This window comes from Pseudomonas sp. FeS53a, from assembly GCF_000931385.1.
GTDB lineage: Bacteria > Pseudomonadota > Gammaproteobacteria > Pseudomonadales > Pseudomonadaceae > Metapseudomonas > Metapseudomonas otitidis.
The window spans coordinates 41,671-61,440 of record NZ_JYFT01000013.1; the positions used below are offsets into that span (position 1 = coordinate 41,671).

19 protein-coding genes are annotated in these 19,770 nt (G+C 67.0%); 13 read left to right on the plus strand and 6 right to left on the minus strand.

Annotated features, from left to right (window positions below; all coding sequences use genetic code 11):
* Positions 1-11 precede the first annotated feature (11 nt).
* From SZ55_RS04810 to SZ55_RS04830, 5 genes are all read left to right on the plus strand, one after another.
* Positions 12-1,106: a polyamine ABC transporter substrate-binding protein gene (locus SZ55_RS04810; RefSeq protein WP_044402213.1), complete on the plus strand. Its 1,095-nt coding sequence runs from the start codon at positions 12-14 to the stop codon at positions 1,104-1,106.
* 67 nt (positions 1,107-1,173) lie between these two features.
* Entirely contained in the window at positions 1,174-2,265 is a 1,092-nt protein-coding gene (locus SZ55_RS04815; protein ID WP_044402215.1) for a polyamine ABC transporter substrate-binding protein, read from the plus strand.
* A 148-nt stretch (positions 2,266-2,413) separates the two neighbouring features.
* A complete protein-coding gene (gene potA / locus SZ55_RS04820; protein ID WP_044402217.1) occupies positions 2,414-3,556 on the plus strand; it encodes a polyamine ABC transporter ATP-binding protein in 1,143 nt (380 codons plus the stop codon).
* Positions 3,557-3,579: 23 nt separating this feature from the next.
* Positions 3,580-4,461 carry an ABC transporter permease subunit gene (locus tag SZ55_RS04825; RefSeq protein ID WP_162484932.1) on the plus strand — a complete coding sequence of 294 codons (882 nt, stop codon included), beginning with the start codon at positions 3,580-3,582 and terminating at the stop codon, positions 4,459-4,461.
* The gene (locus SZ55_RS04830; RefSeq protein ID WP_044402221.1) at positions 4,458-5,342 is read left to right on the plus strand and encodes an ABC transporter permease subunit; all 885 of its coding nucleotides are present in this window, start codon (positions 4,458-4,460) and stop codon (positions 5,340-5,342) included. The genes SZ55_RS04825 and SZ55_RS04830 overlap by 4 nt, the downstream gene beginning before the upstream one ends.
* Positions 5,343-5,511: 169 nt before the next feature.
* On the opposite strand, the gene SZ55_RS04835 is transcribed toward SZ55_RS04830, so the two are convergent.
* Complete coding sequence (locus SZ55_RS04835) at positions 5,512-7,896, minus strand: penicillin acylase family protein (RefSeq protein WP_044402333.1); 2,385 nt, start codon at positions 7,894-7,896, stop codon at positions 5,512-5,514.
* A gap of 107 nt (positions 7,897-8,003) precedes the next feature.
* Here SZ55_RS04835 and SZ55_RS04840 point away from each other — a divergent pair, with 107 nt between their 5' ends.
* Positions 8,004-9,047, plus strand: a complete 1,044-nt coding sequence (locus tag SZ55_RS04840) for an AraC family transcriptional regulator (RefSeq protein WP_044402223.1) — start codon at positions 8,004-8,006, stop codon at positions 9,045-9,047.
* Positions 9,048-9,154: 107 nt separating this feature from the next.
* A complete protein-coding gene (locus SZ55_RS04845; RefSeq protein WP_201774859.1) occupies positions 9,155-9,949 on the plus strand; it encodes a substrate-binding periplasmic protein in 795 nt (264 codons plus the stop codon).
* On the opposite strand, the gene SZ55_RS04850 is transcribed toward SZ55_RS04845, so the two are convergent.
* A complete protein-coding gene (locus SZ55_RS04850) occupies positions 9,919-10,533 on the minus strand; it encodes a DUF6436 domain-containing protein (RefSeq protein WP_394328311.1) in 615 nt (204 codons plus the stop codon). The two genes, SZ55_RS04845 and SZ55_RS04850, sit on opposite strands and share 31 nt — an antisense overlap.
* 83 nt (positions 10,534-10,616) lie before the next feature.
* Here SZ55_RS04850 and SZ55_RS04855 point away from each other — a divergent pair, with 83 nt between their 5' ends.
* Entirely contained in the window at positions 10,617-11,558 is a 942-nt protein-coding gene (locus tag SZ55_RS04855) for an alpha/beta hydrolase (protein WP_044402230.1), read from the plus strand.
* Positions 11,559-11,574: 16 nt separating this feature from the next.
* On the opposite strand, the gene SZ55_RS04860 is transcribed toward SZ55_RS04855, so the two are convergent.
* A complete protein-coding gene (locus tag SZ55_RS04860) occupies positions 11,575-12,327 on the minus strand; it encodes a DUF2059 domain-containing protein (protein ID WP_044402232.1) in 753 nt (250 codons plus the stop codon).
* A gap of 306 nt (positions 12,328-12,633) precedes the next feature.
* Between SZ55_RS04860 and SZ55_RS04865 the strand changes: the two genes are divergently transcribed.
* Positions 12,634-13,257, plus strand: a complete 624-nt coding sequence (locus SZ55_RS04865) for a 2OG-Fe(II) oxygenase (protein WP_044402234.1) — start codon at positions 12,634-12,636, stop codon at positions 13,255-13,257.
* Positions 13,258-13,269: 12 nt separating this feature from the next.
* Here the strand turns inward: SZ55_RS04865 and SZ55_RS04870 are convergent, their stop codons facing one another.
* Positions 13,270-13,827 (minus strand): DUF6160 family protein, encoded by a 558-nt coding sequence (locus SZ55_RS04870; protein WP_044402237.1) that lies wholly within the window; start codon positions 13,825-13,827, stop codon positions 13,270-13,272.
* Positions 13,828-14,006: 179 nt separating this feature from the next.
* Between SZ55_RS04870 and SZ55_RS04875 the strand changes: the two genes are divergently transcribed.
* On the plus strand, positions 14,007-14,507 hold the full coding sequence (locus SZ55_RS04875) for a DUF523 domain-containing protein (protein WP_044402239.1): 501 nt from the start codon (positions 14,007-14,009) through the stop codon (positions 14,505-14,507).
* On the opposite strand, the gene SZ55_RS04880 is transcribed toward SZ55_RS04875, so the two are convergent.
* A complete protein-coding gene (locus SZ55_RS04880; RefSeq protein ID WP_044402241.1) occupies positions 14,499-15,119 on the minus strand; it encodes a transporter substrate-binding domain-containing protein in 621 nt (206 codons plus the stop codon). The genes SZ55_RS04875 and SZ55_RS04880 overlap by 9 nt on opposite strands.
* Before the next feature lie 129 nt (positions 15,120-15,248).
* Between SZ55_RS04880 and SZ55_RS04885 the strand changes: the two genes are divergently transcribed.
* Positions 15,249-15,683, plus strand: a complete 435-nt coding sequence (locus SZ55_RS04885; RefSeq protein ID WP_044402242.1) for a DUF4399 domain-containing protein — start codon at positions 15,249-15,251, stop codon at positions 15,681-15,683.
* Positions 15,684-16,214: 531 nt separating this feature from the next.
* Here SZ55_RS04885 and serA read toward each other — a convergent pair.
* Positions 16,215-17,444 (minus strand): phosphoglycerate dehydrogenase, encoded by a 1,230-nt coding sequence (gene serA, locus SZ55_RS04890; protein WP_044402243.1) that lies wholly within the window; start codon positions 17,442-17,444, stop codon positions 16,215-16,217.
* 179 nt (positions 17,445-17,623) lie between these two features.
* Between serA and SZ55_RS04895 the strand changes: the two genes are divergently transcribed.
* Both SZ55_RS04895 and SZ55_RS04900 read left to right on the plus strand, forming a co-directional pair.
* Complete coding sequence (locus SZ55_RS04895; RefSeq protein ID WP_044402245.1) at positions 17,624-19,015, plus strand: FAD-binding oxidoreductase; 1,392 nt, start codon at positions 17,624-17,626, stop codon at positions 19,013-19,015.
* 60 nt (positions 19,016-19,075) lie between these two features.
* Positions 19,076-19,741, plus strand: a complete 666-nt coding sequence (locus SZ55_RS04900) for a fumarylacetoacetate hydrolase family protein (RefSeq protein WP_044402247.1) — start codon at positions 19,076-19,078, stop codon at positions 19,739-19,741.
* Positions 19,742-19,770 lie beyond the last annotated feature (29 nt).

Below are 19,770 nucleotides of genomic sequence, written 5' to 3' on the forward strand. Positions count from 1 at the left end.
GAGGATCGCTCATGCGAAAACGTCCCTGGCTGTACGGGTTGCTGGCCAGCGCCCTCCTCATGTCCGCCGCCAGCGCGGAAGAGCGGGTGGTGCGCGTCTACAACTGGTCGGACTACATCGCCCCCGGCACCCTGGAGAACTTCCAGAAGGAGACCGGCATCCGGGTGGTCTACGACGTCTTCGACTCCAACGAAACCCTCGACGGCAAGCTCGCCACTGGCCATTCCGGCTACGACGTGGTGGTGCCCACCAACCACTTCCTGGCCAAGCAGGTGCGGGCCGGTACCTACCAGAAGCTGGACAAGTCCAAGCTGCCCAACCTCGCCCATCTCGATCCCGCCGTGCTGGAACGCCTGGCCAGTGGTGATCCGGGCAACGAATACTCCGTCCCCTACCTGTGGGGGACCAACGGCATCGGCCTCAACGTCGACAAGGTCCGCGCCATCCTCGGCAACGACGCGGCCCTGGATTCCTGGTCGCTGCTCTTCGATCCTGCCGTGGTGAAGAAGCTGCACGCCTGCGGCGTCGCCCTGCTGGACACCGGCGACGAAGTCATCCCGCAGATGATCAACTACCTGGGCATGTCGCCCCACAGCCACGAGCGGGCCGACTTCGACAAGGCCACCGCCGCGCTGCTCCAGGTCCGCCCCTCGGTCACCTACTTCCACTCCTCCAAGTCCATCGCCGACCTGGCCAACGGCGACATCTGCATCGCCTTCGGCTATTCCGGCGACATGCTCCAGGCCGCCACCCGCGCCCGGGAAGCCGGACGCCAGGACGAGATCCGCTACCTGATCCCCAAGGAAGGCACCGCCATGTGGGCGGACATGCTGGCCATCCCCCGCGACGCCCAGCACGTCGAGGAGGCCCATGCCTTCATCAACTACCTGATGCGGCCCGACGTGATCGCCAGCATCAGCAACTACGTGTCCTATGCCAATGCCAACAAGGACGCGATGCCGCTGGTGGATGCCAGCGTGCGCGACAACCCCGGCGTGTACCCTGCGCCGGACGTGATGGCCAAGCTTTACGTGGCCCGGGAACGCCCTCGCGAAGTGCAGCGCTGGCTGACCCGTGACTGGACCCGGATAAAGAGCGGGCGCTGACCCCGAACCCAATGACTGCCGCCCTGCCTGCGTGCGGGCGGCCCGGCGCGAACAAGAGGACTGAAGTGTGCGAGTTTCCTTCGGCAAAACCCTGATCACCGCTGCCGTCCTGACCCTGGCCAGCCAGGCCCAGGCAGAGCAGACGGTGCACATCTACAACTGGTCCGACTACATCGGCGAGACCACCCTGGCCGATTTCCAGAAGGAAACCGGTATCCGCCCGGTCTACGACGTCTTCGACTCCAACGAGACCCTCGAGGGCAAGCTGCTGGCCGGCCGCACCGGCTATGACGTGGTCGTCCCCTCGAACCACTTCCTCGGCAAGCAGATCAAGGCCGGCGCCTTCCAGAAGCTCGACCGCGCCCGGCTGAAGAACTGGGACAACCTCGACCCCGTGCTGCTCAAGCGCCTTGAGGCCAACGACGCCGGCAACCAGTACGCCGTTCCCTACCTCTGGGGCACCAACGGCATCGGCTACAACGAAGAGAAGGTCAAGGCGGCGCTGGGCGTCGACAAGATCGACTCCTGGTCCGTGCTCTTCGAGCCCGAGAACATCAAGAAGCTCAGCAGCTGCGGCGTCGCCTTCCTCGACTCGGCCGACGAGATGCTGCCGGCCGTGCTCAACTACCTGGGCCTGGACCCCAACAGCAAGAACCCCGCCGACTACAAGAAGGCCGAGGCCAAGCTGATGGCGGTGCGCCCCTACGTTACCTACTTCCATTCCTCCAAGTACATCGGCGACCTGGCCAACGGCGACATCTGCGTGGCCGCCGGCTTCTCCGGTGATATCTTCCAGGCCGCTGCGCGCGCCGAGGAAGCCGGCAAGGGCGTGAAGATCGCCTACGCCATCCCGAAGGAAGGTGCCAACCTCTGGTTCGACATGATCGCCATCCCGGCCGACGCCACCAACGTCAAGGAGGCCCACGCCTTCATCGACTACCTGCTGCGTCCCGAGGTGATCGCCCAGGTCAGTGACAGCGTCGGCTATGCAAACCCCAACACCAAGGCCGGCGAGTTCATGAAGCAGGAAGTACGGACCGATGAGTCCGTCTATCCGCCACAAGCGGTCCTGGACAAGCTCTACGTATCGGCAGAGCTGCCGCCCAAGGTCCAGCGGCTGATGACCCGCACCTGGACCAAGGTGAAATCGGGCAAGTGATAACAGGGGCGCCGCGCGGCAGGGAGCGTGCGGTGCCTACACAAGCGGGCGCAGGGCGAACCAGGATGAATGGCTCGCGCCTTTCAGGCAGTACTGAACGCGACCGGCCATAATGGCCGGCTAAGCAAGAATCTGGGAGTGTGTGGTAATGGCTATAGCCTCCGGCGCCTACAAGAAAGCCCTCGAGGGCGGCCAGCAACCCAAAGAGGTGCTGGTCAAGATCGACCGGGTAACCAAGCAGTTCGACGAGACCCTCGCGGTCGACGACGTCTCGCTGACCATCAACAAGGGCGAGATCTTCGCCCTCCTGGGGGGCTCGGGCTCGGGCAAGTCGACCCTGTTGCGGATGCTCGCCGGTTTCGAACGCCCGACCGAAGGGCGCATCTACCTGGACGGTGTCGACATCACCGACATGCCGCCCTACGAGCGCCCCATCAACATGATGTTCCAGTCCTATGCGCTCTTCCCGCATATGACTGTCGCGCAGAACATCGCCTTCGGACTCAAACAAGATCGCCTGCCCGCAGCCGAGATCGAAGAGCGGGTCAACGAGATGCTCAAGCTCGTGCAGATGACCCAGTACGCCAAGCGCAAGCCGCACCAGCTGTCCGGCGGCCAGCGCCAGCGCGTGGCCCTGGCCCGCTCCCTGGCCAAGCGGCCCAAGCTGCTGCTGCTCGACGAGCCCATGGGCGCCCTGGACAAGAAGCTGCGTTCGCAGATGCAGCTGGAACTGGTGGAGATCATCGAGCGCGTGGGCGTGACCTGCGTGATGGTGACCCACGACCAGGAAGAGGCCATGACCATGGCCCAGCGCATCGCCATCATGCACCTGGGCTGCATCGAGCAGATCGGCAGCCCGGTGGACATCTACGAGACCCCCATCAGCCGCCTGGTGTGCGAGTTCATCGGCAACGTCAACCTGTTCGACGGTGAAGTGGTGGAGGACGCCGAAGACCATGCCCTGATCGCCTGCCCCGAGCTGGAACGGCCGATCTACGTCGGCCACGGCGTGACCACCTCCGTGCAGGACAAGCGCATCACCTACGCCCTGCGCCCCGAGAAGCTGCTGGTCACCACCGAGCAGCCCACCTGCGAGTACAACTGGTCCCGCGGCAAGATCCACGACATCGCCTACCTCGGCGGCCACTCGGTGTTCTACGTGCAGCTGCCCGGCGGCTCCATCGTCCAGTCGTTCGTTGCCAACGCCGAACGTCGCGGTGCCCGGCCGACCTGGGAAGATGAAGTCTTCGTATGGTGGGAGGACGACAGCGGGGTGGTGCTGCGGTCATGAAAATATCCAGCATAAAGAAGCGCCTGCCCACGGGCCGGCATGCGGTGATCGGGGTCCCGTTCCTCTGGCTGTTCCTGTTCTTCCTGCTGCCCTTCGCCATCGTGCTGAAGATCAGCTTCGCGGAAGCGGACGTGGCCATCCCCCCGTACACCGAGATCTACACCTGGGCCGATAACCAGCTGCAGATCGTCCTCAACCTCGGCAACTACCTGATGCTGAACGAGGACGAACTCTACCTGGCGGCCTACCTGGGCTCGCTGAAGGTCGCCTTCTTCAGCACCCTGCTCTGCCTGCTGATCGGCTACCCGATGGCCTACGCCATCGCCCGCGCCAGCAAGGAAGCGCAGACCGTGCTGCTGCTGCTGATCATGATGCCGACCTGGACCGCGATCCTGATCCGCGTCTACGCGTGGATGGGCATCCTCAGCAACAACGGCCTGCTCAACGGCTTCCTCATGAGCATCGGGGTCATCAGCGAGCCGCTGCAGATCCTCAACACCAACCTCGCGGTGTACATCGGCGTGGTCTATTCGTACCTGCCGTTCATGGTGCTGCCGCTGTACGCCAACCTGGTCAAGCACGACCTCAGCCTGCTGGAAGCCGCTGCGGACCTTGGTTCGAGCAACTTCAACAGCTTCTGGAAGATCACCGTGCCGCTGTCCAAGAACGGCATCATCGCCGGCTCCATGCTGGTGTTCATCCCGGTGGTGGGCGAGTTCGTGATCCCCGAGCTGCTCGGCGGACCGGAGACGCTGATGATCGGCAAGGTGTTGTGGCAGGAGTTCTTCAACAACCGCGACTGGCCGGTGGCATCCGCCCTGGCGGTGGTGATGCTGGCGATCCTGATCGTCCCGATCATCCTGTTCAACCGTAACCAGGCCAAGGAACTGGAGGGCAAGGTATGAAGCGCTTCAGTTTCTCCAACCTGATGCTGTGGGTGGGTCTGCTGTTCATCTACCTGCCGATGGTCATCCTGGTCATCTACTCCTTCAACGCCTCCAAGCTGGTGACGGTGTGGGGCGGCTGGTCGATCAAGTGGTACGTCGGCCTGCTGGACAACACCCAGTTGATGACCTCGGTGATGCGCTCCCTGGAGATCGCCTTCTACACCGCCATCTCCGCCGTGGCCCTGGGCACCCTGGCGGCCTTCGTGCTGACCCGCATCCCGCGCTTCCGTGGCCGCACGCTGTTCGGCGGCATGGTCACCGCGCCGCTGGTCATGCCCGAGGTGATCACCGGTCTGTCCCTGCTGCTGCTGTTCGTGGCCATGGCCCAGCTCATCGGCTGGCCCCAGGAGCGCGGGCTGGTGACCATCTGGATCGCCCACACCACCTTCTGCTCGGCCTACGTGGCCATCGTGGTGTCGGCGCGCCTGCGGGAGCTGGACCTGTCCATCGAAGAAGCGGCCATGGACCTGGGCGCGCGCCCGTGGAAGGTGTTCCTGCTGATCACCATTCCCATGATCGCGCCGTCCCTGGCAGCGGGCGGGATGATGTCCTTCGCCCTGTCCCTGGACGACCTGGTACTGGCGAGCTTCGTCTCCGGCCCCGGCTCCACCACCCTGCCGATGGAGGTCTTCTCCGCCGTGCGCCTGGGCGTGAAGCCGGAGATCAACGCCGTCGCCAGCCTGATCCTGCTGAGCGTTTCGTTGTTCACCTTCCTGGCCTGGTACTTCAGCCGCAAGGCCGAAGAGCGCCGCAAGCGCGCCATCCAGGAGGCCATGGAAGCCATGGCCCTGGAAGCTGCCTCCAGCAACAAGCGCAGCGCCCAGCCGGCTTCGGCCTGATCGCCGCGTGAAACGAGAAAGGCCACCTTCGGGTGGCCTTTTTCGTGGGCGTGTCCTGGCGTGGAGCTGTACAGGCCGGTCGTACCCAGCGCGTCGGGCCTGACGTACCACGAGCACGCCGTAGCAACGACAACGCCCCCGGCCCGCTGGGGCCGGGGGCGTGCTCGGGTCACTGGGCGCGTGGCACCAGCTTCAGCGTGTCGCGGGTGTTGGCCCGCACGTCCTCGTCGCTCATGTGCATCGGCACGTACTGGCCCTCGATGTAGCGCCCGGCCTGGTCCGCGTAGTGACGGTCGAACGGCACGCCACTCTGCCCCACCGGGTTGATGCCGAGCCCGTGGGCCGGGTCGGCGAGGTCGATCAGGCGGCGGGTGGACGGCCCGTAGACCACCTCCCACGGCGCCGGGCCGACCCGGTTGGCCAGGTTGTTGGGCATCTCGTGGGCGCCCGGTGCTGCAAAGGGGCCGACGTTGAACAGCCGGTCCAGCGGCTTCTGCTGACCCAGCGGGTGGCCGTGGGTGAGGGTGTGGGCCCGGCCCCAGGTCCAGCTCGCGCGGTCGGCGCCGAAGGTTTTCTCCAGGTGCGCCAGGCTAGCCTGCCAGGCGGCCTTGACCACATCGGCCCGGCTCTCCCGGGCCTCGGTGCCGCGCACGTCCCACCAGGGCGACTGGGCGTCGGCGGCCAGGCGTGGCAGGGCCACGTCCAGCACGCGGGTCGACAGCAGGTTGTCGAAGAAGGCATCGCCCAGTTCGTCGTGGAAGGCGCCCTTGGCCAGTTCGTAGATCAACTGCTCGAACAGCGTGGCGGCGGTGGACTCCAGCGGGTGATCGCCCTTCCAGGCGGCCAGTTGCTCCACCAGGGCGCGCTCGTCGTCGTTGCCGGCGGCGGCCCGCAGGTCGTCCAGCAGCGGTGCCAGCAGGCGCGGGCCGTAGCCGGTGGCGGTGTCCAGTTGCAGGGCCTGGCTGTTGTTCAGGTCCCACTTCACGCTGGCGTCGGCCAGGCGGCTGTCCAGGCGCTGGCCGCGGTCCGGCAGGTTGTAGTAGCCGGGGATGGCCACGCCGGTGGGCGATTGCGGCTGGTAGTTGGCCGAGACGATGTAGCCGCGCGCCGGGTTCTCCTCGTGGGGGTTGGCGCTGAAGGGCAGGAAGCCCGGCTTGTCCGCCTCGCCCTGGCTGCCGTCGAGGATGAAGTACGGGTTCACTCCGGCCGGGCGGTTCGGCAGGCGTGCGGCGGCCCACCAGCCGATGTCGCCGTCGGCATTGGCCCAGACCACGTTGAGGCCGGGGGCGTGGATCTTCTCCGCCGCCGCCCGGGCCTTGTCCAGGGTGTCGGCGCGGTTGAGCTGGTAGAAGGCGTCCAGCACCGGGTTCTCGGTCTCCAGGAAGGCCCACCACATGGCGATCGGGGTCTTGCCGGCGGTAGCACCCAGGGCGTCGTTGACGATGGGGCCGTGGGGCGAGCGGCGCAGGGTGAGGGTGATGGGGTCGGCGCCCTTCACCTTCAGCACTTCCTCGCGCTGGGTCATGTCCACCCACTGGCCCTGGTACCAGACCTGGTTGGGGTTGTCCGGGTTGACCTTCTCCGCCACCAGGTCCAGGTCATCGTTCTGGAACATGGTCAGGCTCCAGGCGAAGCGGGCGGTGTGCCCCAGCGACGCGGTGGGGTTGAGCGCCTGCAGGTGGCCGTAGAGGTCGAAGCCCGGGTAGCTCATCTGCGCCTCGTACCACACGGCCGGCACGGCGAAGCGGATGTGCGGATCACCGGCCAGCAGCGGCTTGCCACTGGCGGTACGGCTGCCGGAAACCGCCCAGGCGTTGCTGCCCTCGAACTGTGGCAGGCCGGCCTCCACCAGCGCCTGGTGGCTGACCCGGGCGAGGCTGTTGAGGGCCTTCCAGTCGGCAGCGGCCAGCTTCTGGCCCACCACCCCTTCGGGGTGCCAGTCCAGGTCGAAGGCGCGCAGGTAGTCCGCGCCCAGCTCGTCGCGGATGTAGGTCAGCACCGGCTCGGTGCGGAAGGCCGCGGCAAAGCTGTAGGCCATGTAGCCGGCCACGGCGAAGGTGTCCTCGACGGTGAACGGCTGCTTCTGGATGCCCAGCAGGTCGAACTCGACCGGAGCCGGACGGCTGACCTGGTACTGGTTGATGCCGTCCAGGTAGGCCTCCAGCGCCTTGGCCGACGGGCTGTTGCGGTCCATCCGGCGCACGTATTCCTGGGCGTGGTGGCGCAGTTCGAGGGTGCGGAACAGGCGGTCGGTCTCCACCAGGCGCGGGCCCAGCACTTCGGCCAGCTCGCCCTTGGCCAGGCGGCGCAGCATCTCCATCTGGAACAGGCGGTCCTGGGCGTGGACGAAGCCCAGCGCGCGGTACATGTCGGCCTCGTTCTCGGCGCGGATGTGCGGCACGCCGCGTTCGTCGTAGCGGACGCTCACCGGGGCCTGGAGGTTGCTCAGGGCCAGTTCGCCATCGCGCACCGGCTTCTTGCTCTGGGTGTACCAGGTGGCGCCGGCAGCGGCGGCGGCCACCACCACGGCAAGGACGGTCAGGGTACGTTTCATGGGCGGATTCTCCTTGTTGTAGTGGGCGCCATTCTGCGCAGCGGCCGCTGCGCTGGCATTGACCAGATGCCGCGAAGCGCAGAGCATTTGGTCACTCCGGAGGTGCCATGGATTTCTCGCCGTTCCCCCGCCCTGCCCTGACCCATTCCTCGACCCTGCGCCGCCTGCTCTACGAAGCGTTGGCCGAGCTTGGCCTGGACCCCACCGACACCTACCGCCGGGTGTTCGGCCTGGCGCCGTCCGTGCCCTGGCTGGACGGTCGCGAGGACCACGACAGCGCCCCGCGCTTCTGGCTGGCCATGGCCGGCATGACCGGTGACGACGACATCGGCCTGCACCTGGGCGAGGTCATGCGCCCCCGGCCGATGGACGTCATGGGCTACCTGCTGCAGGCCGCCCGTGACCTGCGCCAGGGCCTTGAGGCCTTCGTGCGCTACCAGCACGTCGCCTCCGGCGGCTTCGCCGCGCGCCTGGAGGAGCACGGCGAAGTGGCCCGGCTGGTCATCGACCTGCACTACGTCGGGGTGGGGCACCTGCGCCAGCAGGTGGAGTGCGTCGCCCTGCTGCTGAGCCGCATGCTCGGCGCGGTGCTGGGGGAGCCGCTGCCGCTGCTGGGTGTGTGCTTCCGCCACCCCGCGCCCCGGCGCCTGGCTGAGCACCGTCGGCTGTTCGGGGTGGAGCCGCTGTTCGCCCAGCCCCACGATGCGTTGCTGTTGCCCCGGTCGCTGCTGGCCCGCCCCCTGGGCAGCGCCAGCCCGAGGGTGTTCGAGGTGCTGGAGCGGGAGGCCGAGCGGCAACTGGCGGAGCTGGTGGAGAACCAGCTGCAGGAGCGGGTGCGCTATTGGCTGGCCCTGCGCCTGGAGCGTGGTGACTGCACCCTGGCTGCCTGCGCCCAGGCCCTGGGCATGACCCGCAGTGCCCTGCAGCGCAGTCTGGCCGAACAGGGCACGGGCTTTCGCGCCCTGCATGACGAGGTGCGGCGCATGCGTGCCCGTGAGCTGCTCGACGCCGGCCACGGCGTGCGCGAGGTGGCCCGGGCCTGCGGCTTCGCCGAGCTGTCGCCGTTCTACCGGGCCTTCCAGCGCTGGGAGGGGCATACGCCGGGCGCCCGGCACCTGTCGGTCGCCTCGGCTGGTCTATGCTCGGAATGACACCGCGTCCTCAAGGGCCATCGCGGTGGCGGCAGGGAAGGCGACCGTAGTGACAGGGGCGTCGGCCAGACCTGGATGAGGGCGGTGCAATGCTCAGATGTGTGGCAATGCTGGGGCTGCTGGCCGGGGGCGCAGGCGCCTGGGCGGCGGAGCCGGTGAAGATCTGCCTCGGTGGCGGCAACGAGTGGCCACCCTTCACCTACTGGGAGCGCTATGACGGCAAGCCTGATCAATCGCGGCTCACCGGTTCGGCCGCGACCCTGGTGCTCACCGCGCTGAAGCACCTCGGATACGACTACGACGTGAGCTACCTGCCCTGGGCGCGGGTGCAGCAGGAACTGGCGGACTACGCCTCCCGCCAGAACTGCGAGGTGACCTGGGACGCCAGCTACACCCCCGAGCGAGCGGCGTTCGCCCACTACAGCGAGCCGCTCTACCACACCCGCCTCGGGCTGTTCTATTCCGCCACCCGCTTTCCCTCACCGCCGGACATCAAGGCGCCGGGTGCCCTGGCCAGCCAGCGGCTGTGCGGCGTGATCGGCTACAACTACGACCCCTACGGCATCACCGATGAGCCCCAGCGGGTGGCCAGTGTGCAGCAGGCTTTGGACCTGGTGACGCGCCAGCGCTGCGACCTGTTCCCCAGCGAAATCGAACCGCTCTACGGCGGCATCGAACTGGGCGCCTACCGGGCCGACGGGACCCTGCGCTACCTCGTGCTGCCGTCGCGCAAGGCCTTTTACCTGCTGGTGGCGCGCAGTTCGCCCCGGGGCGAGGCCCTGGTGAAGGCGCTGAATGGGGAGCTGCGGGCAATGAACGCCAGCGGTGAAACGGAGGCCATCTTCCAGCGCTTTCGCCCGGCCGGGCTGGATCAGCCGCCGGCCGGCGCCCATTCGCAGTAGCAGCCCACCGCCAGGGTGTGGGTCGCCTCCACAGCTCGGCCGGCGAGCAGCGCCTCGATGATGGGTTCGATGAAGCTGTTGGCCGAGTTGCACACCGCCCCCTCGCTGTAGGGGCCGAAGTAGGCCAGCTTGCCGTCGCGGTCCCAGATGCCCACGGCAGGCGTGGCGGGAATGGCCTCGGCCCCCGGCAGTCCGGCCAGCAGCTGCATGCGCTGCAGGTTCTGCGGCAGGTGCCCCTGGCTGCCGGGTTTCTGCACCGCATAGAAGGTCACGCCCTGGTCGGCGAAGCGTTCGATCAGCTCCCCCAGGTGCTGCTGGTTGCCGACGTTGCACGGGCAGGCCGGGTCGAAGAAGTGCACCAGGCGGATCGGCCCCGGCCCGGCGAGGGAGGCCGGCAGGTGCAGTGCATCGCCGGAGAACAGCGCCGTGCGCTCGTCGAAGGGGCGGATGTAGCGCCCCTCGTACCAGCGGTAGGCCAGGCCCAGGGCAATGACGACGGCCAGGGCCAGCAGGCCGAGGAGCAGGGACTTGAGGGGAAATGAACGCATGGGAGCCGACCTTGTGCGGGGCGCATAGCTTGCCATGGCCGGCCGTGCAGCTGAATATCGGCAGCCACTGCCGCCCCGAGAAGCGGCGAGCCCGACTGCCCTGCCGCCTGGAAGCCCCGATGTCCGACGCTCCGCAACCCGAACAACTGCGCCCGCTGCTGCGCCCGCTGGCCGCCGACGCCCCAGACCTGGAGCTGGCGGCGACCTACCGTCGCTACTACGGGCTGGACCTGGCGATGCGCAAGCCGGCGCCCCATGTGCGCCTCGGCAGCCTGGACGTGGGCGGCTACCGCATCGCCACCCAGGCCTGGTGGCCGGCACAGCCCCGCGCCACCCTGGTGATGCTGCATGGCTATTACGACCACATGGGGTTGTACCGCCACCTGGTGGACTGGGCGCTGGAGATGGGCTTTACGGTGATCGCCTGCGACCTGCCCGGGCACGGCCTGTCCAGTGGCGAGCGGGCCAGCATCGGCGATTTCGCCGAGTACCAGGCGGTGCTGGTGGCGCTGCTGGGCGAGGCCGAGCGGCTGGGGTTGCCGCAGCCCTGGCACCTGGCCGGGCAGAGCACGGGCGGGGCCATCCTGCTGGACTTCCTGCTCACCGGCTTGCCGCCGCCCGGGCTGGGCCGCACCCTGTTGTTCGCCCCGCTGGTGCGCCCGCGTGCCTGGGGTTGGTCGCGTTTCAGCTACCTGATGCTGCGCCCGTTCGTGGAGTCCATCCCCCGGCGCTTCAGCGTCAACTCCAGCGATGCGGAGTTCATCGACTTCGTCCACAACCGCGACCCGCTGCAGCCGCGCAGCCTGCCCACCGCCTGGGTCGGAGCCCTGTCGCGCTGGGTGCCGCGCATCGAGGCCGCCCAGCGCAGCCCGCACCGGCCGCTGGTGATCCAGGGCGATGGCGACATGACGGTGGACTGGCGGCACAACCTGCAGGTGTTGCAGGCCAAGTTCGATGCGCCCGAGGTGCTGATGCTGCCCGGCGCCGGGCATCACCTGGTGAACGAGTCGGCGGCCTACCGCGAGCGCTACTTCGAATTCCTCAGGCAGCGCCTGGAGTGAGTGGGCGGGCCTCGCCTCAGGGGGCGAGGCTGGAGGCGTCCTGCCCCACCGCCAGGCTGGCGCGCACGGCGGCCAGGGCGGCCTGGTAATAGGCGCGGCCTTCGCGGGATTCGGCGAAGGTGACGAACTCTTCCATTTCCGGGTCCGACAGCCCGCGATAGACGTACAGCAGCGTGTTGTCCAGGTCGTTGCCGATCTGCTCCATCAGGCGCTGGCGCTGGCCGTCGAGCATGCCCTGGGCCTGGCCGCCGCCCAGCAGGCCGGGGAGCATCTGGCTCAGGCTGTCGGCGGCGACGCCGGCCAGGGCGAGGCTGACCTCGGCACCCGCCTCCCGCGCCGGCAGGGCCTGGGCCAGGTGGCGCACCTGCAACTGGCGGGTGGCGTTGGCTTCCATGCGCGGCAGGCCGTTGGCGTTCTTGGCGAGCTGGTCACGGCGGGTGGCCAGAACCTCGGCGGCGGTGATCTTGCGCCCCAGCGGCGACTGGAAGAAGGCCAGGGCCGGGCGTGGATCGTTCAGGTTGGCTCGCAGTGCGGCGAGGGCGCGCTGGTCCATGGCCTGGCCCTGGAAGCGGCGGTTGCTGTTGTCCACCAGCGCCTGGTAGACGGCCGGCGGCAGGCTCTTCTGGTAACGCTGCTGCGCGGCGCTCAGCGCGTCGGTGAAATGCGCCCGCTGTTCCGGCCAGCCCGCCGCCTGGTAAAGGCTGGCGTGGTCGTCGGCCAACGCCGGCAGACCGAGTAGCAGGAAGGTGACAGCGAGAAGCAGGCGCATGGGATCTCCTGGGGGGAAACGAGAGCCGGTGTTGTTCTAGGACCCGGAGGGGCGGGCTCGGTTCGGCCGGGGTGCCGACGATTCACRGGGGTGGTGCGGCGCGGGCTATTTTCCGGGGGCTTGGGGTGCTTGTCGAGGCATGCCGGGGCCCTGCGCATGAAATTCGTTCTAGGCTATGGACGCCAGGCCTGGCGGGCGGTTGCAGGGGCGGTGAAGCGTGCTTGCAGGAGGCCTTCGTCGGGCGTGAAAGATTTTTCCGTTCGCCCTGTAGGCGGCGTTATAGCGCCCATTTAGAATGCCCCGACCATGCCGACCCCCCCCTTTGAATTTTCCCCGGACACGCTTGCCGATGGCCTTGCCCGCCAAGGCTGGTGCCTGCTCGCCAGCGCATTGGACAACGACTTCGTGGCGGCGCTGGCCGGCGAATGCAGGGCGCGTGCTGCGGCCGGGGTGCTGAGCCAGGCCGGCATCGGCCGTGGCGATGCGCTGCAGGTCCGCGAGGGCATCCGTGGCGACAGCATCGATTGGCTGGAGCCGGGGCAGGCCGAGGTTTCCGATCGCTACCTGGCGCTGATGGACGAGCTGCGGCTGGTGCTCAACCGCGAGCTGTTCCTGGGGCTGGAGGATTTCGAGGCGCACTTTGCGCTCTACCCGCCCGGCGCCTTCTACCGGAAGCACGTGGACCGCTTCCGCGATGACGATCGCCGCACGGTCTCCGCCGTGCTCTACCTCAATCCCGATTGGCAGCCCGAGCAGGGTGGCCAGTTGCGGCTCTACTTCGCCGACGGCTCGATCCGTGACGTGGAGCCGGAGGCCGGCACCCTGGTGGTGTTCCTCTCGGGCGACCTGCCCCACGAGGTGCTGCCGGCCAACCGCGAGCGGCTGTCCCTCACCGGCTGGTTCCGCCGCCGGGGCGATACGCCGCTCTGATCGCCAGGGGGCTCAGTGCCCCCAGACCTTGAGGGTGCCGCGCAGGTCGACGATGTCGCGCACCTCGATGCTGCCCAGGCTGCTCTCGCCGACGTACATGTCGGCGGCCACCCGCATGCGGATGCGCTGGGCCGGCAGCCCGGACTGGATCAGCTGGTCGTTGATGGTGGTCAGGTCCGGCAGGGTCAGCACCATCTGCTCGACGCCGCTGGCGTTCTTGATCACATCCACCATCAGGGTCGGCTGGTCGACGTTGAACACCGGCAGGGTCAGGCCCAGTTGCGCCGGGCCGAGGGCAAAACTGCCACCGGCGCCGTTGGGGCAATCGGCGGCGCTGAGGCAGCCGTTGTCGATGCGGATGTTGCGCAGGGAGGCGTTGCCGCCGTCATCGGTCCAGGTCAGCCGGTCGATGCGGGACATCACATCCAGGCGGATGCTCAGGCCGGATTGGCCGGTCACCTGGCCGAGTTGGCCGTTGTCCAGGACCTGGAGGTCCGCGTGGCTGATGTTGGCGGCCAGCAGGGTGAGGCAGGCGAGGAGCGGGGGCAGGGCTTTTCTTGTTATGGGCATGGCGACTGTCCTTCGCGAAGGGGCGGCCGCAGTGTGGGCGGGGCCTGTGGCGGATGCCAGGGCCGGACGGCGTTTCCCGCCGAAGGATGGGCCAGCCAAAGGTGGGTGCGACGGGGTGTGGGGCCTCGGGCTGTTACCGGGTGTGGCCCGGGAGTACCCTGCGCGCCGAGGAGATCACCATGCAGAAGATTCTGATCAGCCGCTGCCTGCTCGGACAGCGGGTGCGTTACGACGGCGGCGCCCACGGCCCCTATGACCTGCTGCAACGCTGGCAGGACGAGGGGCGCGTGGTGCCGGTGTGCCCCGAGGTGGAAGGCGGGCTGCCGACGCCGCGCCCGCCGGCCGAGATTCCCGGTGGGCAGGGCCTCCAGGTGCTGGAGGGGCAGGCGCGGGTGATGACCGATGGCGGCGAGGACGTCACCACGGCTTTCGTCGCGGGTGCGCGCCTGGCTCTGGAGCTGGTGCGGCACCACGGCATCGCGGTGGCCGTGCTCAAGGCGCGGAGCCCGTCCTGCGGAAACGAAGAGGCCTACGACGGCACCTTCACCGGCACCCGTATCCCCGGGGAGGGGGTGACGGCCGCCTTGTTACGGCAGGCCGGGGTACGGGTGTTCAACGAGACGCAGCTGGAGGCCGCGCAGGCCTGCCTCGCAGCCCTGGAGGCGGACGACCTACTCTGAGGTCGCCGGTTCGGGGGTGGGCTCCGGCGCCGAAGCGGGCGCCTGCGGTGCTGTCGCGGCGGGTGCCTCGTGGCCGCCGTGCCATTTCTGTTCCAACTGCTCCAGGTGGCCCGTGCTGCGCAGCTTGCCCAGTGCATTGTTCAGGGCGCTGCGGAACGCCGGGTTGTCGCGGCGGAAGGGAATGCCTTCCGCCGGAGCGGCTGGCTTCGACGGGCTGGGCGCCAGGCCCTGGGTGGCCGGGTTCGTGGCGGCAGTCGGTGGCGCGGGTGTGTGGGTGTAGGGCTCGCTGAGCTCCAGTTGCGGGTCCTCGCCGGCGGTCTTCAGGCTGCTGCCGAGGGCGATGTCCACCTTGCCGCTGCGCAGACTCTCCATCAGCTCGTCGGGGCTGACCGGGATGAAGTCCGCCTTCACGTTCAGCTCGTCGGCCAGGGCGTTGCCCAGGTCCACCCCGTAGCCCTGCAGCTGTTCGCCGTCGCGCAGGGCGAAGGCTGCATCGTTTTCCACCAGGGCGATCCGCAGGCTGCCCCGCTCCCACACGTCGTCGATGAGGTCCGCCCGGACCGACGGCGAAGCCAGGGGCAGTAGAAACAACAGGCAGTACAACAGGCGCATGGGAAAACCTCGGTTATGGTCTGATGGGTGCCTTCCCGCTTCTCCAGCGTAGACCCGGCGGAACGGTCCGGCGGTGAACCTACGCAGCGGCGGGAGGTCTGTGTAGCTCACGAAACAAGGAGATTCGTCATGAAGCTTGCGTACGCCCCCCTTGGCCTGGCGGCCCTGCTCTCGGCCTTTTCCGCGGCCGCTCTTGCGGACATGCCCCGCACGCCAGCACCCGAAGGTGCCAAGGTCTATTTCATCGAGCCCGCCAACGGCGCCACTGTGGACAAGACGTTTACCGTCAAGTTCGGTCTCAAGGGCATGGGCGTCGCGCCGGCAGGCGTGGATGCACCGGCGACCGGCCACCACCACCTGCTGATCGACCTGGATCAGGAGCCGGCGATGAACATGCCGCTGCCGATGACCGACAACCTCAAGCACTTCGGCAAGGGCCAGACCGAAACCGAAGTGACCCTGCCGCCGGGCAAGCACACCCTGCAATTGCTGGTGGGCGACAAGAACCACGTCCCGCTGGACCCGCCGGTGATCTCCGAGAAAATCACGGTCACCGTGAAATGAGCGTGAAAACGCGCGTATGAGAAAGGGAGGCCGAGGCCTCCCTTTTTACTGTCCAGCTTCGTCGTCAGGGCTCGCGAGCCAGGGCGAGACAAGGCGGGAATGGTCGATAGGCGCGGTGTTCCCGACTGTGAATGAGCACTTCGGGGCCATTCTCACGGCGCATCGTTGATGCACGTGAAATCGCAGGCACGAAAAAGGGAGACCGAGGCCTCCCTTTTACTGTCCAGCTCCGTTGTCAGAGCTCGCGAGCTAGAGCGAGACAAGGCGGGAATGGTGCGAGAGGCACGGCGTTCCCGGCTGTAAATGAGCACGTCGAGGCCATTCTCACGGTGCATCGTTGATGCACGTGAAATCGCAGGCACGAAAAAGGGAGGCCGAGGCCTCCCTTTTACTGTCCAGCTCCGTCGTCAGGGCTCGCGAGCTAGAGCGATACAAGGCGGGAATGGTCGAGAAGCGCGGAGTTTACGACTGTAAATGAGCACTTCGAGACCGTTCCCAACGCCGTATCGCCGACGCGCAGCAGCCCTGAGGTTAGAACAGGACGCGGCTGCGGATCGTGCCATTCACGTGCTGCAGCTTCTCCAGCGCCAGGTCCGAGTACTCGGCGTCGACGTCGATCACCACGTAGCCGACCTTGTCGTTGGTCTGCAGGTACTGGCCGGAGATGTTGATGCCGTTGTCGGCGAACACCTTGTTGATCTCGCTCATCACGCCCGGGATGTTCTGGTGGATGTGCAGCAGGCGGTGTTTGCCCGGGTGCGACGGCAGGGCCACTTCGGGGAAGTTCACGGAAGACACGGAGGTGCCGTTGTCGCTGTACTTCACCAGCTTCTCGGCCACTTCCAGGCCGATGTTGGCCTGGGCCTCGGCGGTGGAGCCGCCGATGTGCGGGGTCAGGATCACGCGGTCCAGGCCACGCAGCGGGCTGGCGAATTCCTCGTCGTTGGACTTGGGCTCCACCGGGAACACGTCGATGGCGGCGCCGATCAGGTGCTCGTCCTTGATGGCTTCGGCCAGGTGGTCCAGCTCGACCACGGTGCCGCGTGCGGCGTTGATCAGGATGCCGCCCTTCTTGATGGCGCGGATTTCCTTCTCGCCGATCATCCACTGGGTGGACGGCAGTTCCGGCACGTGCAGGGAGACGATGTCGCTCATGCCCAGCAGCTCGTGCAGGTTGCCCACCTGCTGGGCGTTGCCCAGGGGCAGCTTGGTGACCACGTCGTAGAAGTAGACCTGCATGCCCAGGGCCTCGGCGAGGACGGACAGCTGGGTGCCGATGGAGCCGTAGCCGACGATGCCGAGCTTCTTGCCACGGATCTCGAAGGAGTTGGCTGCGGACTTGATCCATCCGCCACGGTGGCAGGAGGCGTTCTTCTCCGGAATGCCGCGCAGCAGCAGGATGGCCTCGGCCAGGACCAGCTCGGCGACCGAGCGGGTGTTGGAATAGGGGGCGTTGAACACCGCGATGCCACGGGCACGGGCGGCGTCGAGGTCGACCTGGTTGGTGCCGATGCAGAAGCAGCCCACGGCGATCAGTTTCTTCGCGCAGTCGAACACTTCTTCGGTCAGTTGGGTACGGGAGCGGATGCCGATGAAGTGGGCATCGGCGATCTTTTCCTTCAGCTCGTCACCCGAGAGCGCGCCCTTGAGGTACTCGATGTTGCTGTAGCCGGCGGCCTTCAGGGTGTCGACGGCGTTCTGGTGGACGCCTTCGAGGAGAAGGAACTTGATCTTGCTCTTTTCGAGAGAGGTCTTGCTCATCTGCGTACCTATTTGTCCCGGTAGTGAAGTCAGAAGCAGGCTGTGCGGCAGCTACCCCGTAAAACGCCTGTAAGGCATGATTCACGGGGTGCGTATGCTAGCATGCCTTCCTTTTTCCTTGCTCGGTTGCGACCTGAAACGTTCTCAGGGCGACCATGAATGATTCGAGAGTTCCTCTGATGACCAACGCCGCCCTGATCGAAGAACTGAAGACCCTGGTCGAACCCGGCAAGGTGCTGACCGACGCCGCCTCCCTGGAGGCCTACGGCAAGGATTGGACCAAGCATTTCGCCCCGGCACCGACCGCCATCGTCTTCCCCAAGACCATCGAGCAGGTGCAGGCCATCGTGCGCTGGGCCAACCAGCACAAGGTGGCGCTGGTGCCGTCCGGCGGGCGTACCGGGCTTTCGGCCGCTGCGGTGGCGGCCAACGGCGAGGTGGTGGTGGCGTTCGACTACATGAACCAGATCCTCGCCTTCAACGAATACGACCGCACGGCGGTGTGCCAGCCGGGCGTGGTGACCGAGCAGCTGCAGAACTTCGCGGAAGAGAAGGGCCTGTACTACCCGGTTGATTTCGCCTCGGCAGGTTCCAGCCAGATTGGCGGCAACATCGGTACCAATGCCGGCGGGATCAAGGTCATTCGCTACGGCATGACCCGCAACTGGGTCGCCGGCCTGAAGGTGGTCACCGGCACCGGCGAGCTGCTGGAGCTGAACCGCGACCTGATCAAGAACGCCACCGGCTATGACCTGCGCCAGCTGTTCATCGGCGCCGAGGGCACCCTGGGCTTCGTGGTCGAGGCCACCATGCGCCTGGATCGCGCGCCGAAGAACCTCACCGCCATGGTCCTCGGCACCCCGGATTTCGATTCGATCATGCCGGTGCTGCACGCCTTCCAGAACAAGCTTGACCTCACTGCCTTCGAATTCTTCTCCGACAAGGCCCTGGCCAAGGTGCTGGCCCGTGGTGACGTGCCGGCGGCCTTCGAGACGCCCTGCCCCTTCTATGCGCTGCTGGAGTTCGAGGCCACCACCGAGGAAGTCGCCAACGACGCACTGGCCACCTTCGAGCACTGCGTCGAGCAGGGCTGGGTGCTGGACGGCGTGATGAGCCAGAGCGAGCAACAGCTGCAGAACCTGTGGAAGCTGCGCGAGTACATCTCCGAGACCATCTCCCACTGGACGCCGTACAAGAACGACATCTCGGTCACCGTCGGCCAGGTCCCGGCCTTCCTCCACGACATCGACCGCATCGTCGAGGCCAACTACCCCGACTTCGAAGTGGTCTGGTTCGGCCATATCGGCGACGGCAACCTGCACCTGAACATCCTCAAGCCGGACGCCCTGTCCAAGGACGAGTTCTTCGCCAAGTGCGCCACCGTGAACAAGTGGGTGTTCGAGACCGTGCAGAAGTACAACGGCTCGATCTCCGCCGAGCACGGCGTGGGCATGACCAAGCGCGACTACCTGGGCTACAGCCGTTCCGAGCCGGAGATCGCGATCATGAAGGCGATCAAGGCGGTGTTCGATCCGAACGGGATCATGAACCCCGGCAAGATCTTCAACTGACCTGGCAGGCGGTGGAGCGATCCATCGCCTGTTTCGTATTCACCGTTCAGGAGTCGGTTAATGAGCTACCAGCACCAGTACGTCGACGGCACCCGTATCCATTTCCCCCTCGGCAAGGTCGTATGCATCGGCCGCAACTACGCCGAGCACGCCAAGGAGCTGAACAACCCGGTGCCCACCGAGCCGCTGCTGTTCATCAAGCCGGCGTCCAGCGTGGTGGCCATCGAGGGCGGGTTCTCCATTCCCGAGGACCGGGGGGCCGTGCACTACGAGGCGGAGATCGCCGTGCTGATCGGCAAGCCGCTGTCGCGCCACCCCAGCGCCGAAGAGGCCCGGGATGCCATTTCCGGCTTCGCCCCGGCGCTGGACCTGACCCTGCGTGACGTCCAGGCCAAGCTGAAGGAAAAGGGCTGGCCCTGGGAGGTCGCCAAGGCCTTCGACGGTGCCTGCGTGCTGGCGCCCTTCGTTCCGGGAGATGCCGTCGAGGCCCTGGATGACATCGGCATCCGCCTGACCATCAACGGCGAGGTGCGCCAGGACGGCAACAGCCGCGACATGCTCAACCCCATCCTTCCGTTGCTCCAGGCCATCAGCCAGCACTTCAGCCTGCAACCGGGCGACGTGGTATTGACCGGCACGCCGGTCGGCGTCGGCCCGCTCAGCAAGGGCGATGCGCTGGTGCTGGAGCTGGTCGGCCACAGCACCTTCGAAAGCGGTGTCATTTGAAATTCACTGGCGGGGAACTTTTCGGCTGG

Excerpts from the sequence above, each read along its gene's own strand:
- SZ55_RS04875 (WP_044402239.1), top strand. The coding sequence starts at position 14,007 with ATGCAGAAGATTCTGATCAGCCGCTGCCTGCTCGGACAGCGGGTGCGT.
- SZ55_RS04835 (WP_044402333.1), bottom strand. The coding sequence starts at position 7,896 with ATGAAACGTACCCTGACCGTCCTTGCCGTGGTGGTGGCCGCCGCCGCT.
- SZ55_RS04865 (WP_044402234.1), top strand. The coding sequence starts at position 12,634 with ATGCCGACCCCCCCCTTTGAATTTTCCCCGGACACGCTTGCCGATGGC.
- SZ55_RS04830 (WP_044402221.1), top strand. The coding sequence starts at position 4,458 with ATGAAGCGCTTCAGTTTCTCCAACCTGATGCTGTGGGTGGGTCTGCTG.
- SZ55_RS04870 (WP_044402237.1), bottom strand. The coding sequence starts at position 13,827 with ATGCCCATAACAAGAAAAGCCCTGCCCCCGCTCCTCGCCTGCCTCACC.
- SZ55_RS04880 (WP_044402241.1), bottom strand. The coding sequence starts at position 15,119 with ATGCGCCTGTTGTACTGCCTGTTGTTTCTACTGCCCCTGGCTTCGCCG.
- SZ55_RS04900 (WP_044402247.1), top strand. The coding sequence starts at position 19,076 with ATGAGCTACCAGCACCAGTACGTCGACGGCACCCGTATCCATTTCCCC.
- SZ55_RS04840 (WP_044402223.1), top strand. The coding sequence starts at position 8,004 with ATGGATTTCTCGCCGTTCCCCCGCCCTGCCCTGACCCATTCCTCGACC.
- SZ55_RS04850 (WP_394328311.1), bottom strand. The coding sequence starts at position 10,533 with ATGGCAAGCTATGCGCCCCGCACAAGGTCGGCTCCCATGCGTTCATTT.
- SZ55_RS04885 (WP_044402242.1), top strand. The coding sequence starts at position 15,249 with ATGAAGCTTGCGTACGCCCCCCTTGGCCTGGCGGCCCTGCTCTCGGCC.
- SZ55_RS04860 (WP_044402232.1), bottom strand. The coding sequence starts at position 12,327 with ATGCGCCTGCTTCTCGCTGTCACCTTCCTGCTACTCGGTCTGCCGGCG.
- serA (WP_044402243.1), bottom strand. The coding sequence starts at position 17,444 with ATGAGCAAGACCTCTCTCGAAAAGAGCAAGATCAAGTTCCTTCTCCTC.
- SZ55_RS04845 (WP_201774859.1), top strand. The coding sequence starts at position 9,155 with ATGCTGGGGCTGCTGGCCGGGGGCGCAGGCGCCTGGGCGGCGGAGCCG.
- SZ55_RS04810 (WP_044402213.1), top strand. The coding sequence starts at position 12 with ATGCGAAAACGTCCCTGGCTGTACGGGTTGCTGGCCAGCGCCCTCCTC.
- potA (WP_044402217.1), top strand. The coding sequence starts at position 2,414 with ATGGCTATAGCCTCCGGCGCCTACAAGAAAGCCCTCGAGGGCGGCCAG.
- SZ55_RS04895 (WP_044402245.1), top strand. The coding sequence starts at position 17,624 with ATGACCAACGCCGCCCTGATCGAAGAACTGAAGACCCTGGTCGAACCC.
- SZ55_RS04855 (WP_044402230.1), top strand. The coding sequence starts at position 10,617 with ATGTCCGACGCTCCGCAACCCGAACAACTGCGCCCGCTGCTGCGCCCG.